The 12,870-nt window shown below is 55.4% G+C and carries 13 protein-coding genes; 3 read left to right on the top strand and 10 right to left on the bottom strand.

Features of this window, described 5'->3' with window-relative positions:
• Window positions 1–5: 5 nt before the first annotated feature.
• The 3 genes from P8935_RS09155 to P8935_RS09145 form a co-directional block, all read right to left on the bottom strand.
• The gene (locus P8935_RS09155; protein WP_348264689.1) at window positions 6–1,040 is read right to left on the bottom strand and encodes an arabinofuranosidase catalytic domain-containing protein; all 1,035 of its coding nucleotides are present in this window, start codon (window positions 1,038–1,040) and stop codon (window positions 6–8) included.
• Window positions 1,041–1,126: 86 nt separating this feature from the next.
• Window positions 1,127–2,128: an aldo/keto reductase gene (locus P8935_RS09150; RefSeq protein ID WP_348264688.1), complete on the bottom strand. Its 1,002-nt coding sequence runs from the start codon at window positions 2,126–2,128 to the stop codon at window positions 1,127–1,129.
• Between the two features lie 47 nt (window positions 2,129–2,175).
• Window positions 2,176–2,700 (bottom strand): O-acetyl-ADP-ribose deacetylase, encoded by a 525-nt coding sequence (locus tag P8935_RS09145; RefSeq protein ID WP_348264687.1) that lies wholly within the window; start codon window positions 2,698–2,700, stop codon window positions 2,176–2,178.
• A 135-nt stretch (window positions 2,701–2,835) separates the two neighbouring features.
• Here P8935_RS09145 and P8935_RS09140 point away from each other — a divergent pair, with 135 nt between their 5' ends.
• Window positions 2,836–3,276, top strand: coding sequence for a hypothetical protein (locus P8935_RS09140; protein ID WP_348264686.1), 441 nt, complete (start codon window positions 2,836–2,838; stop codon window positions 3,274–3,276).
• A 68-nt stretch (window positions 3,277–3,344) separates the two neighbouring features.
• On the opposite strand, the gene P8935_RS09135 is transcribed toward P8935_RS09140, so the two are convergent.
• Genes P8935_RS09135 through P8935_RS09125 form a run of 3 tightly spaced genes read right to left on the bottom strand, consistent with a single transcriptional unit; the run spans window position 3,345 to window position 5,643 of the window.
• The gene (locus P8935_RS09135; protein ID WP_348264685.1) at window positions 3,345–3,875 is read right to left on the bottom strand and encodes a TadE family protein; all 531 of its coding nucleotides are present in this window, start codon (window positions 3,873–3,875) and stop codon (window positions 3,345–3,347) included.
• Window positions 3,876–3,877: 2 nt separating this feature from the next.
• On the bottom strand, window positions 3,878–4,399 hold the full coding sequence (locus tag P8935_RS09130) for a hypothetical protein (RefSeq protein ID WP_348264684.1): 522 nt from the start codon (window positions 4,397–4,399) through the stop codon (window positions 3,878–3,880).
• Window positions 4,400–4,410: 11 nt separating this feature from the next.
• Complete coding sequence (locus P8935_RS09125; RefSeq protein ID WP_348264683.1) at window positions 4,411–5,643, bottom strand: pilus assembly protein TadG-related protein; 1,233 nt, start codon at window positions 5,641–5,643, stop codon at window positions 4,411–4,413.
• Between the two features lie 466 nt (window positions 5,644–6,109).
• Here P8935_RS09125 and P8935_RS09120 point away from each other — a divergent pair, with 466 nt between their 5' ends.
• The gene (locus P8935_RS09120; protein WP_348264682.1) at window positions 6,110–8,407 is read left to right on the top strand and encodes a hypothetical protein; all 2,298 of its coding nucleotides are present in this window, start codon (window positions 6,110–6,112) and stop codon (window positions 8,405–8,407) included.
• A gap of 73 nt (window positions 8,408–8,480) precedes the next feature.
• On the opposite strand, the gene P8935_RS09115 is transcribed toward P8935_RS09120, so the two are convergent.
• From P8935_RS09115 to P8935_RS09100, 4 genes are all read right to left on the bottom strand, one after another.
• Entirely contained in the window at window positions 8,481–8,861 is a 381-nt protein-coding gene (locus P8935_RS09115; RefSeq protein ID WP_348264681.1) for a DoxX family protein, read from the bottom strand.
• 158 nt (window positions 8,862–9,019) lie between these two features.
• A complete protein-coding gene (locus tag P8935_RS09110; protein ID WP_348264680.1) occupies window positions 9,020–9,616 on the bottom strand; it encodes a hypothetical protein in 597 nt (198 codons plus the stop codon).
• Between the two features lie 138 nt (window positions 9,617–9,754).
• Complete coding sequence (locus P8935_RS09105; protein WP_348264679.1) at window positions 9,755–10,336, bottom strand: HD domain-containing protein; 582 nt, start codon at window positions 10,334–10,336, stop codon at window positions 9,755–9,757.
• Window positions 10,337–10,359: 23 nt separating this feature from the next.
• Window positions 10,360–11,355, bottom strand: coding sequence for a type I phosphomannose isomerase catalytic subunit (locus tag P8935_RS09100; RefSeq protein ID WP_348264678.1), 996 nt, complete (start codon window positions 11,353–11,355; stop codon window positions 10,360–10,362).
• Window positions 11,356–11,590: 235 nt separating this feature from the next.
• On the opposite strand from P8935_RS09100, the gene P8935_RS09095 reads away from it, so the two are divergent.
• Window positions 11,591–12,865, top strand: coding sequence for a POTRA domain-containing protein (locus P8935_RS09095; protein WP_348264677.1), 1,275 nt, complete (start codon window positions 11,591–11,593; stop codon window positions 12,863–12,865).
• The last annotated feature ends 5 nt before the right edge of the window (window positions 12,866–12,870 follow it).

Genomic DNA, 12,870 nt, shown 5'->3' with positions numbered 1-12,870 from the left:
GGGTCTTAACGCTTTAGTTCGCCGCTGTAACCAGCCGCGACAATGTTGCGCTGCACCGCTTCCATCGCGTTCGCGCTCGGCATTCCCTTCGTCATCACACCTTCAAAGAAATAGCCACTCGCCCAGTTGCTGTTATCGCCACCGATGCCAAGGATGATCGCTCCCTCCTGCTTCATTGGTTGATAGCCCTTGGGGAGCGGAATCACGCCGGTCGAGGTTAACGCTCCCGCCTGCGCGTTTCCTTGATAAATGGCGAAGCTATGCTGCCCGTCGCTCGCGCCCATGTCTGTGACGAAAGTGGTGCCGGCGGGCACCTTGAGATGGCCATAAATTCCATCCTCCATGTCGAGTCCTGCGTCGGGACTGCATGGGTTGCCGTGACACATGATGTTGATGGCGTCCATATGACCAGCTTGGTTATCGAGATTGTTAGTCTCGGCGTTGCCGAAGTCGAAGCAGCACTTCTCGTTCAGATTGAGAGCCGAGCTAACCATGTAGACACCCTCGGGCGCACCGTTAACTGCTGTTTGCTTCGCACTGTCGTTGCGGTATCCCATGCCCGGAGAGATCGCGACGCCGTAAACCTTGTGCTTCCCCGCCACCAGCGAAAGAGCATTCGCCACGGCCGGTATGTCGTAGCCGTTGGGACCCAGGCCATGAGCAGCGCCACCAGCAGGCGCGGGCGTGAGGTCATTGTGGTTCGGTGACTGATCGTAGATCTTGGTTATAGTGCAGGAGGTGCCGGCGCAGAACGCGTCCTGCGCGGCAGCATTGGCGAACCCATCGCGGAGTAGGCCGATGCTGGTCGATGTCTTGTCTGACGCCCGAGTGACTTCGTAGAGCGGGCCGGAATATGACTTGTACAAAGCGCGTGTCGTGCTGATAGCGGCAACGCAAGGAGTCGCTGTGGCGTAGAGATCACACGGGCGAGCTCCGGCCGTTTGTGCTGAAGCTAGTTGAACCGGGGTCATTGCGGACGCAAAGAGAAAAACTGTAGCGGAGAGAATTGCTCCAAACGATGAAAGCGTTTTTAGTTTCATGGCAACTCGTCCATTCCTTTGTTTTGTCAGTTTCACATCTGTTGGAGCGCTGGCAAGGAGAGCGCTCAATCCGTCGTCGCAGGTCCTCAGCTGAAACCCAACACTGGATGCGGCGTGTAAGGCTCTTCCAGTGCGGCAATCTCCTCTGCCGTCAACTTGAAGTCGAGCGCAGCTACGGCGTCCTTCAAATGATGTGGTTTGGTCGCACCAACAATCGGCGCGGTGACAACCGACTTGCTCAGCAGCCACGCCAGCGCCACTTGCGCACGCGGCACCGCACGCTTTTCTGCGATCTCACCCAGGCGGTCGACAACTTTGCGATCGTCCTCCTCGGTGCGCGAGTACATCGTGTTTCCGAATCGATCCGTCTCCGAGCGTTTCGTTGTCTCTGCAGCCCAGGCGCGCGTCAGCCGTCCTCGCGCTAGCGGACTCCATGGAATCACCGCAATCTGCTCCTCTGCGCACAGCCCCATCATCTCCCGCTCTTCTTCGCGATACAGCAGGTTGTAATGGTTCTGCATGCTTACGAACCGCGTCCACCCATGCAGCTTCGCAAGATAGAGCGCCTTCGCAAACTGCCATGCGAACATCGACGACGCTCCGATGTATCGCACCTTTCCCGCCTTCACCACGTCGTGCAGGGCCTCTAATGTTTCTTCGATCGGCGTTTCATAATCCCAGCGATGAATCTGATAAAGATCAACGTAATCCGTATCCAGACGGCTCAGACTTTGATCGAGCTCGAACAGGATTGCCTTGCGCGACAATCCGCGCCCGTTCGGCTCATCGCGCATCACGCCATGAACTTTCGTGGCGATAACCACTGCCTCGCGCTGCGTATTGGCCTTCAGAAATTTGCCGACGACGCGTTCACTGTCGCCACTTGAATACACATTTGCCGTGTCGAAAAAGTTAATCCCGAGATCAAGCGCCTGACGCAAAAATGGCTGACTCTCTTCCTCATTCAGCGCCCACAGGTGCCGTCCGCCCTTGTTCTCCCCCGGAGCAGGAGGCTTCCCATAGGTCATGCAGCCCAGGCAAATGCGCGATACCTTGAGACCGGTCTTGCCAAGATTCACATATTCCATCTTCGATCCTTCTGATTTGATTTGTTGTCCGCGAAGGCAGCAGGAACTCAAGCTACCGGCTTAAGGGGAGGCTCTGCCAGAAACTGCTCGTAAATCGCCAGCGTCTCCGCGTTGAAACAAACGAATCGTACTACCTCAACGCCGCTCTTCTCGACAAATTCCCTGACCGTATCGATGGCAATGTGCGCTGCCCGCTTCGGTGGAAAGTGATACACACCCGTGCTGATCGCCGGAAAGGCGATCGTCTTTACTTGATGTGTTTTCGCCAGTTCGAGACAGCGCTTGTAACAGTTCGCCAGCAGATCATCTTCGTCCCGTCCGCCGCCCTGCCACACGGGACCCACCGCGTGAAATACCCACTTCACCGGCAAATGAAATCCAGGAGTCGCCTTTGCATCCCCAGTGCTGCAGCCTCCAAGCTTCCTGCACTCCGCCAGCAGTTCGGGTCCCGCAGCGCGATGGATCGCTCCATCCACGCCCCCGCCTCCCAGCAGCGATGTATTCGCAGCATTCACAATCGCATCCACCCGCTGCGTTGTAATGTCGCCTTGCACGGCAATCAGTTCAGCCACGTTATTCAGGCTCCCAGTCATCCGCTTTGACGATACATCACTGTTCCGGGATGTCCGCGCCAGGGCGTTCGCATTGGATCACATCCAAACGAAAGATCAACCTGTTAAAGTGTTCCCCCCGAAGGAGTAGTGCACATGAGGAAAGCACTTGTGCCTCGCTTTGTCGCCATCTTACTGCTCTCATCGGCAACGTCATTCGCAATGGATCGCTTCGACGGTCATTGGCTCACTAAACTTACGTGTCCCCCTAAGGGAAGCACTCTGGGCTACACGTGGGAGTTTCCTGCGACGATTCAGAACAACAATTTCATCGGGGAACACGGCACGGTCGGAGAGCCAGGCTATCTGCGTCTCGAAGGCAGGATTGCCGACAACGGCAACGCCAAGTTCGCTGCGAATGGCATCGTTGCCTCGCGACAATACGCCCGCGGCGTCTTCGCTCACAAAGGCGAAGACTACAGCTACGACGTGAAAGCACAGTTCAAGGAAACGGAGGGCGCTGGAACGAGGAATGAGGGAATGGGAATTGTGGGTCGTCCATGCGTCTTTGAATTTAAAAAACAAACGAATCCATAGGCATTCCCAGGCGCTGAATCGCACTCTTCCAGTCGCTTCTGCCGCAGCAACAGCATTTGGCAAAATGTTCACTGCACGATATACATCACCGAAGTGCTTGACATGTGTATCGTTCCCTTCGGTGCAAAGGGAATATTGTAGGGGAATACGTAACTTACCACCACTTGCACGCGGCTGCCGGGATTCTCGTTTCCATCTGGGTAGGTCGTGTTAGCGCTCATCGTACCGTTGCCAAGATTCGGCCACCCGAGTTGCGTTACCACGCCATTCAGTGTAGCTGCCGATGCTGTGCACGATGCACCCGTACTCGTCTGGCATGTCGCTCCACGAACAATCGCATAGCGCGTTCCTTCACGCGCAGATTCCGAGATCATGCAATATGAATAAAACGCCAGGCAAAGCTCGATCATTGCGAATGCGAACGCCGCAATGACTGGTAACGCGATCGCTATTTCAACAATGGCTTGCCCGCACTCATTGGAGTTCCGATCACCAGGCGCTGATTCAATCGAATCACCCAATCCTGCGAAGGGCACAAAACAATTCCACCTGCCACGAACAGAACGGGCAACGCTCAGCCACCATGCAGGTCTTCGCATAATTACTCCTGAACTTCCATGACCGAAGTTCCGTTTACCACCCAAGTCTTGGGAAGTCCGGGACACTGCACCGGTGGAGTAATATTCATACTCGCAACAACCTTCACAAATTGAAGATAATGATTGCTCGCATTCGCTGGGCATACAGCGGATGCCGCTGCCTCTGTTGCGTACTGCGTCCCATCCACAGCGTTGGAGCATGCATAGTAGCTGGTCGGCGTCACCGTCACGCTGGTGCCAAAATCGGCCGCCTCTGCTTGCGCGGCTTTTTGAATCCCGGCGGTATCGGCAGCAAATGTCGAACTCATCATGCCGTACATAGCCCCGGCATGGGCACTGTTCGAGACTTCAATCGAGTCATAAATTAACAGCGCAAGCTCTGAGCTTCCCAAAAGCATTGGCGTTCCAAACATTCCAAATGCAAGAGCAAATTCCAGCGCAGCGTTGCCGGCATTGTCTTTGCAATGCTTCCGTAATCCGGCAATAAGCGAATGAAAATTGAATGATCGCGAAAAATAAATCATGCTTCCCGTCCTTATTCCACTAGTTTGGCGACAGATAAATTAAGAGTTCCTAAACTCGATATTGAATAGCTGTTGAGGGTTGCTCCGCCTGACATGGAAAGAGTCTGCGCCACAAAGTCCATCGTCAGCGTCGTGCCCGTTCCGTTATTAAGCGTTACTGCTGCGTTCGGCGCGTAGACGAGACCGGAGATGCTGGTATTCGAGCCCCCTTGAATGGTGACGTTGTTCCCCATCGCATAGAGAAGTGTCTGAGGAACGCCACTGACCGTCGGAGCCGATAGTTTGGCAGTCACGCCATTGGTGAAACTCACATTGCCACCTACATACAACTGGACCCCGTTTCCCGTGACGGGTGCGCCACCTCCGGTAGTGAAATCTCCCTGAATGTAGTAGGTGTATCCGGGCGAAAGTGTCACCGAGGCGGCATTGCTGGTATTGAGGCTGCTGAAGCAAACCGTATTGTTGATCACGGTCTCGCCGGCCAATGGCAGAGTGTACACGCCTGTATAGTTGTTTGCCGCGGTCCAGCCCTGAATCGGATTGCTGTAGCACGGTAGCCCGTTGGGAAGCGTGGGCGCCGTAATCGTCGGCTTGCACTGCGTTGTAATTCCCTGGACGATCTTGGTCGAGGAAGTGATCAGGCCATTGTTGTTGATGTTGTTGCCGTTATTCCAAGAGCTCGACACCGTCCCCAGTGAGAGTGAGTTCAGGGTGGCGCTCCCCGTGAGACCAACGGCATTGCCGCTATTGGAATCGACCGTCACTCCGCACTGAGTGGCGTTGATCTGCGCGTTATTGCTCATGCTCAACCCGGGTCCCGTCGGCGCCTCCAGGCATATACAGGTCGGGCTGCTCAATCCACCGCCCGCAACTGCGCGGGCGGCAACTGTTACGCTGGTGGCGCTGTGCTCGAATTCAGAAAGAAAGAAAGTGGGAATAGGTTTTGAAACGTCCGCCTCAATGTAGCTGGATGACGCCGAATAATTCCCGGATGTCGGAGTCCTAAGCGTGACGGTGGCTGGATTTATGGTTGCATTGGGATCAAATCCGTTAATCCTCGCCATCGCATTGGCGACCGTCTGTTCGTTGGAAGAGTTCCCCGAATTGGCCTCCTCGGCAGCAGCAACAGCGGCTGCGTCGGCTGCGGCCTGCGCCATCCGCCTCTCGTGAAACAGATACCCCACATCCAGACCAAGCGCCAAAAAGCCCATTAGAAACAAGCCGAGGAAGATGCAAATCACCATCGCTGCTTGTCCGCGTTCCTCCGCTAGAAGACGCCGAGCCCCACCGCGGCTGAACGTATCCAAAATCTGCAAACCCTTAACTGCTCGGCCGGGGATCTTATCTATGAATGACGGTAAGATTCTTTTTTTCTTCATTTTGCACCATAGGTAACCAAATATTTACACAGAGGTAACTATGACAATCATCCTAGGGTACTTTAGGGGTTTTGAAGATGGCCCTTTTGGGTGCTGGGCGTCCCACTTCAGTACAGGAAGCGGTCTTCCTTACAATGCCGCTGGCGTCTGGAATCGTGCTTTGTGGGTCGTTGCATTGCGGGCAGTTGCCGGACCAGAACTCGCCTGAAGGTTACGATTTGATCAAATCGGCTGCGGGTAAAGTTCCACTCGAGCCGGGAAGAGCTAACCTTAAATCTGCGACCCCGTCGAAGCCGACGGACCATTACTCATCCAAAGGACATCTGTCTAATTGCCGCTCGCGACACAAGCCGTTAGGCACCAGCTACTTCCGCGCACGCGGGCGCATTTTTCCCTCCGCTGTGGCGGCCTCAAACTCGCCTCGGCATTTCTTGTCGCCGGGACCGCACTTCTATCCGGTTGCGGAGCAGGCCCGGTCACTGCTTCATCATCTGCGAATGCTGCGTTTTCGATCTCGCCAGGCACGGCGCTAATCGACACCAACTGCAACGGCTGCAACTCCCTGAATGACCATGCGAGCCCCGTCCACCAGTTTTCAGCGACGCTCAACAGTGGTGGCTCGGCGCCGGTCACTTGGTCCGTAAGTGGAGGAGATCCTGCTTCCGGAGCGGGCCGCATCTCCGCCAATGGGCAGTACACCCCACCCAACTACCTCAGCGCCGATCGTGCCCAGATCATGATCACAGCAGCGCTCAAATCAGACCCCAGCATCCGTGCCACCTCACTTCTCACATTGACGCCAGGATTCCTGCAACCGCTCACGCCTGAGAATGCCGCCGTGGGGGCCGGCGGAGCCGTCACCGTGACCGGCTTCCTTGCCGAGGCAGGCGGCGCAGGAGAAATCCACTTTGCGCTCTCGAATTCCCCGTCCGGCGATAGCGGTGGCGAAGGCACATTGAGCGCCACATCCTGCCAGCGCACTCGGCACTCTTTTACCACCTGTTCCGTTACTTATACTGCACCAGCCACGGTCTCGACCGGCGTCACTTACGTGGTGGCAACCCTCCCAGGTTCCTCCGCAAAAATCGAAACTGCCGTTCTTCTCAATACTGTAGGCGTTTCCAGCAATCCCGCCACTCATCAAGGTTCTTTGTCCGCGCCTATGTTGCTCGGCAGCTCTGGCGGCAACAACAATGACTTCGACGAAAAAGGCAACACCATCCTTGACTGCTGCAGCGGAACCCTCGGCGCCCTTGTGCAGGACTCGAGTGGACGCCAGTATTTGCTGAGCAACAATCATGTTCTCGCGCGCAGTGATCACGCCGCCGTCGGCGATACCGTCGTCCAGCCGGGCCTCATCGATAACAACTGCACCCCGAATGGGGACGGCGCGGGCACTGTTCCGGTTGCCGCGCTCACCGCATGGCTGCCACTCCATTCACCGCAAACCAACGTCGATGCCGCCATCGCGGGAGTTGCCTCTCATACTGTCGACACGACCGGCAGCATTTTGGAACTAGGCGTACGTCAAACCGATGGATCGCTCGGGGCGGCCCCTCCAGGCATTTCTTCCACTGAAGGCAAAGGGGAAAGCGCAACCCTACAGTTACGTGTTGCCAAAAGCGGTCGTACAACTGGCCTGACTTGCGGCCGCGTTACAGCATTTGATCTTGATGTTTCCGTCGACTACTACCGCGACTGCGCTGAAACCAAGCCTTATCTCACCAAGTTGTTTACGAATCAGATCTCAGTCAGCGGAGATCACTTCAGCGATGCCGGCGATTCCGGCGCATTGATCGTCGACAGCGCGAATGCCGAGCCTGTTGGCCTCTTCTTTGCCGGCGGAATTGACGCCGCCGGCGTTAGCCACGGCATCGCCAATCCCGCGCCTGATGTACTCAATGCCCTGAGCACGCAATTGCCTGGAGATTCCAGCTTTTCTTTCGTTGGCACGACGGATCATGAGGTCAGCTGTCTCAACTACGGCGATAGCACCATTTCCTCAGCGCAGGCACGCGCATTATCTAACTCTGAATTCGCTCGTCAACAGGCGGCGCTAGCTGCTGGACGCGCACTCGTAAATCCGTCCACCGGAATCCTCGGCGTTGCAGCGGGAAAGAGCAGCGACGAACCCGGATCTGCCGCGTTGATCGTCTACGTAGATGAAAATCTCACTCCGTCCGTTCCGTCAGCCATCGAAAACGTGCGCACCATCGTCATTCCCGCCACCGCCCACTCCGTCTCCCTCGGTTCCGCACCCACTACGGCGACTGTTGCAGGTTTACGCCCATTGGCAGCTTCGGCGCTTACACCGGCACTCCAGGCAAAGCGCCTGCTCGCGCGCAAGCTCATGCAGCAAAATTCTGCATTCTTCGCTGTCGGCATCGGTCAGAGCCTCGACAATCCTCGCGAGGCCGCTCTCGTGATCTATGTCGATCGTGAACGCATTCCCGCGCAGCTACCCTCGCTCTTGAACGGCGTCCGCACGCGCTATGTCTTCATGGACAGGCTGCATGTCACGCGTTCCTACGCGGCGGCTTTCCCTGCACCACGTCATTGCATACCCCACACGATTGTCGGTCCGACTTTCGACGACTTGTTCGCGCCGCGCCCGCTCGATCTGCCTTAGCCCGCAGAGTAACCCGTTTCAGCGGTTGATCCCTGGTATATGGACGCGTCGTCATTTGGAGCGAAAGATACAATCAGACTCGCCGCCGGTGCGCTCCGAAGGCAATGAGCCCGCACAGAATTGAAAACGGAAAGAACGCATCTACAAATCTATGCAACACCACCGCGTTGACGAACATGGCGCCCGTCATCGTGCAACCCAACAGTAGTACCCCAGCCATCACCGTCTGCGGAATCAACACCAGAAATGCACCGACAAGTTCGATCACCGCCGTAACGTAGCGAAACCACTGCCCAAAGCCAATCTGGTTGTACAGCACTACCCAGGGCGTGTTCGCATCAGACTTGAATTTGGCTGAGCCAAAAAAGAGAAAGACAAGGAAAATAAAACCGCGCAATGCCCAGTCGCGTCCGGAGTTGGCAAACTTACGCTCACTTGGTGGAGTCTCGATCATGTTCTTTCCACGTAAGACATGATGTGCGGCAAATCTGAAGATAAACTGCTGACGCAGAAATCGAACGCGAAACGTTCACACACGTATCCTTGTGTGCATAACTAAAGAGGGCGCCCAAGGCGCCCTCTTTAGTTGAAATTTGATTTGACTATGACGTCTTATCGCGAACGAAGACCGAAATCGTAGACCGCACCGAAGGTGTAGCCATTTGGAGTTAAATCGTGCGGACCGAAAATCTGATGCCAGAATTGATAATCGTATTCACCTCTGACTGAAAAGCTCTTCCAGACGCGCACATCGGCTCCGCCGCCCGGCTCGAATACTGCACGCGTGTCGTGACTGTAAGTCGTTCCATTTGGAAAATCGATACTGCCGATACCCATCAGGTATTTCGCGAAGGGACGAACCCTGCTTTTGCGCCGCCACTGATAGACGGGACCGCCTAGACCGGTATCCATGCGATGACCTGGCAGATTCGAGGGAGTTGCGTAATTAACGTCGCGGCCCTCAAATTCGATTCCGAGTCCCTGCAAAACAGGTGGCATAAACGGCAGACGCCAATCAACCCACATCGTGATGCCAACTTGACGCGGATTTTCGTATCCCCAATCATCCGAAATATCGGTTACGCCCGCACCAACCGTAAAGGGCAGCTTACCTTCTTCGGCCGAGTAGGTCACCTGCGCCCGTGCCTTCAATCCCGCTCCCATAAAAAATAAAACCAGAATCGGAGCCATCATCAACTTCCGTCGCATGTTCTTCTCCTTGTGGGAAATTCCAATCCCTCGGGTATCCTCAGAACCAGGAAGGTGATGGACACCTGTCCAAGTCTGCAAGCCTATTCCAATAGCGTGTTGCAGGCCGCTGGCTTGCACGGCGGGAAAGTAGCTAACTTAGTGAAGCATATCGCCAGCTTCGTCCTGCAGGGCAGTTAAAAACGAGCGTAGCATCTCAGCTCTTGATTCAGCCATTACCTTTGATTCTGTTAGACGCGTCTCATGTGCCAAATGGTTAACTGCGCCAGTTAAAACGGGCAAAATTGAACTAAAACTTGGGTAACGTGTATCCCGACCAACCTTGACCGCTGCTCTCAAAATACCAACCGCACCCAACTGTTCGAGGATGTCCGCGTCCCGCAGCAGCGCTCCTTCCACGGTAGCAGGATCGTCCTTGGCTTGATGATGTCTGATCGCTTCCGCGACGCCCTCAAGTTTCTCAGTGGGAAAACCCCATTCGATCAAAAGTTCCCTGCTTTTACTAATGGTGTATGGAACGTGATCCCAGTGGGAAAGTTGCTCTAAATCTTGCGGGCGGTGTCCCAAAAACACTCCAAGGTCATGCAGCCACACCGCTGCAAACAGAATATCGTCGTCGTATTTAAGGTTCTTGCCAATCTTTTTTGCCAATGTGTAGAGTCTGGGTTGGTGGCCGAATTTGTCCTCAGGGCGCGCCTCTGCCCGAATGTACTCGACCACAGACTCCCGCCAATTTTCTCCCGTCATGCGACGGTCCCAGGCGTGCGTGCAGTAATCAAGATCAGATCAAGTTCACCCATGTCCTGAATTGAAAACAACGGCGATGATGCCGGAACCGCGATGATGCCGCATGGCGGCAGTTCTACGGTGCCGAAACTCGGACTGCTTAACCGACCACTTCCCGCAGCAGCAAACAGGTATGCCAACCCCGGTTTGTCCTGGTTGGCGCGCTGCAAGCTCTTGCTCGATCGGCTCACCTCCACAGGGATTCGCTCAACGGAGAAGTAGGGGCTGTCCACCAGCACGGTACGATCTTCCAGAGTCTTCGGCAGGACTTTACCCGCAGCAGTCCTCAAACGCGTTGCTTCCAGCGATTTCTCGATGTGCAATTCGCGCCCACGACCGTAGTCATACATCCTGTAGGTCAGATCGCAATTCTGCTGAGTCTCCAGCAGCACCGATCCGGGCCAGATCGCGTGCACCGTTCCCGCGTCTACATACATCATGTCGCCTGCGCGAACCGTCAGTAGATTCAAACTCTGCTCCAACGTTCCGCCTTCGATGCCGGCCTTTATCTCATCCATCGTGACGCCGGGCTTCAGCCCGAGTGCCACCTGCGCCCCAGGTTCCGACGCTAATGCGTACCAGCACTCGGTCTTGCCCCGCGGTTCGCCGTACTTTTGCGCGAGTCGATCATCGGGATGAACCTGCACGCTCAACTTTTCACGAGCGAATAGAACTTTGATCAAAAGCGGCGAGTCACTTGACGATGCACCGCCGCCGCCGAGCATCGCCTCCGGCCTCTCCCTGAAGATTGATCTGAGCGTTTTTCCGGCGTACGGGCCTGTCGCCGCGCAACAATCGTCGCCGGTCAGCCACACCTCGCCGATAGGCTCCTTCTCTGCCACGCGGTCATACCACGGATGCAAATCCTTCCATCCCCACACCCGCTCAACAAACCGCGGCTCAATGCGGAAAGGCGCCAGTTCAACAAATACCGTGCTATCGTTCAGGGTCAATTCGCAGTTGCTTCCCTTCTTCTTATCTCGCAAGCTTCCCCGGCGTTCGGGAAAGCATCGCTTCAGCGGATTCTATCGCATGCGCGAATCAAAGTCGTCCTCGCAAACGCGAACTGCATGCAGCTATGCACAACCCCAGTCCCTGAAGGCTGTTTGCAAATCTGCGTCAATACTGCAAAAGAGGTGCATGATTATTTCTCAACTTTAATTTTCCGTTTGCTAACCTTGTCCTGCCATGCCCCCCAAGTTGATCCCGGTCGTCGTCGCCGCCCTGCTGTGCTCATCCGTCTCTGCGCACGCTCAGAAGTTCGTGCCCAAATCTATCCAGTTCAACGGAGATCCAGAATATTCCAACGAGGAATTGCTGGCCGCCTCAGGATTAAAAAAAGGGGACACCCTCTCCTATGCGCAGATCAACGATGTCTCCAAAAGCCTCCTGGACACGGGAATGTTCGCGAGTCTAGCCTTCAAGTTCGACGGGCAAGATCTGATATTCCAACTCACACCGGCCGAGCAGATCGTTCCCATACACCTCAGCAACTTGCCGTTTGCACTTGGTCCGCAACTCGACGCGAAACTCCGCCAGAAATATTCTCTCTACCATGGCAAGCTTCCCAGTGAAGGCGGCCTTGCCGAGACTGTACGGGCAGCGTTAGAGCAAATGCTGACGGCCCAGGGAATCAAGGCAACTGTTCTTGCCTCGCCGGTTGCCGATCGGAAGTCAGGCAAAATCACTGCCGTAAGCTTTTCGATCACAAACCCCCCGGTCCTCGTCGGCGACATCACTCCAGAGAATTCCGCGCCGCTTGATCCCAAAGTCCTTCCGATCCTTGCAAGACTTTCGGGCTCGAGCTACGACTCAGACGGCAGTCCCGAACAGATCGCGACGAACATTCGGCTGTATTACCAGGATCAGGGCTATCTGGAAGCTGCTGTTCAAGCCAATCCGTCGGCCGTTCCATCCATTGCACTCGATGCGATTCGGATCCCCTTCTCGGTATCAGTTACGCCGGGCATCCGTTACAAGGTCAAAGAAATCCGTTTGGACCCCGGCCTCGTGGTCAATCAGGCCGACTTCGATCGCCAATCCCATATCCATCCAGGCGACCCTGCCGACGGTGAACACATCCGTGCCAACTGGCTCTACCTCGAGCGCCAGTATCACAATCATGGATTTATCAGAGCGAAAGTCGATGCCACTCCAACACTTGATCGAAACAACGGCACGGTAAGCTACGTTGCTACGGTCCTTCCTGGACCCGCTTACAACATGGGCACGCTGAATATTGAAAATGTCAGCGACGAACTGCGCACCATGATGCTGGCGGCGTGGAAGATGCCTCCCGGCGCAGTGTTCAATGAAGGCTCCATTCTCGGATTCTTTGCCACCACCAACGTCAATCCGAAGTTAGAGCGGGTATTCGCAACCGTTGATGTCAAATATGTCATGCGACCAAATGACGATACGCGAACCGTCGATCTCACATTAAGGCTGGAGAGAAAGCACTGATGCAC

The sequence above is a fragment of the Telmatobacter sp. DSM 110680 genome (assembly GCF_039994875.1).
Classification (GTDB): Bacteria; Acidobacteriota; Terriglobia; order Terriglobales; family Acidobacteriaceae; genus Telmatobacter.
Note: the sequence above shows the minus strand (reverse complement) of the source record. Positions and strands in the feature narration are given on the sequence as shown.

What these genes read in the sequence shown, in the direction of transcription:
- P8935_RS09155 (WP_348264689.1), bottom strand. Translation starts at nt 1,040, where the DNA reads ATGAAACTAAAAACGCTTTCATCGTTTGGAGCAATTCTCTCCGCTACA.
- P8935_RS09150 (WP_348264688.1), bottom strand. Translation starts at nt 2,128, where the DNA reads ATGGAATATGTGAATCTTGGCAAGACCGGTCTCAAGGTATCGCGCATT.
- P8935_RS09140 (WP_348264686.1), top strand. Translation starts at nt 2,836, where the DNA reads ATGAGGAAAGCACTTGTGCCTCGCTTTGTCGCCATCTTACTGCTCTCA.
- P8935_RS09135 (WP_348264685.1), bottom strand. Translation starts at nt 3,875, where the DNA reads ATGCGAAGACCTGCATGGTGGCTGAGCGTTGCCCGTTCTGTTCGTGGC.
- P8935_RS09130 (WP_348264684.1), bottom strand. Translation starts at nt 4,399, where the DNA reads ATGATTTATTTTTCGCGATCATTCAATTTTCATTCGCTTATTGCCGGA.
- P8935_RS09125 (WP_348264683.1), bottom strand. Translation starts at nt 5,643, where the DNA reads ATGGTGATTTGCATCTTCCTCGGCTTGTTTCTAATGGGCTTTTTGGCG.
- P8935_RS09115 (WP_348264681.1), bottom strand. Translation starts at nt 8,861, where the DNA reads ATGATCGAGACTCCACCAAGTGAGCGTAAGTTTGCCAACTCCGGACGC.
- P8935_RS09110 (WP_348264680.1), bottom strand. Translation starts at nt 9,616, where the DNA reads ATGCGACGGAAGTTGATGATGGCTCCGATTCTGGTTTTATTTTTTATG.
- P8935_RS09095 (WP_348264677.1), top strand. Translation starts at nt 11,591, where the DNA reads ATGCCCCCCAAGTTGATCCCGGTCGTCGTCGCCGCCCTGCTGTGCTCA.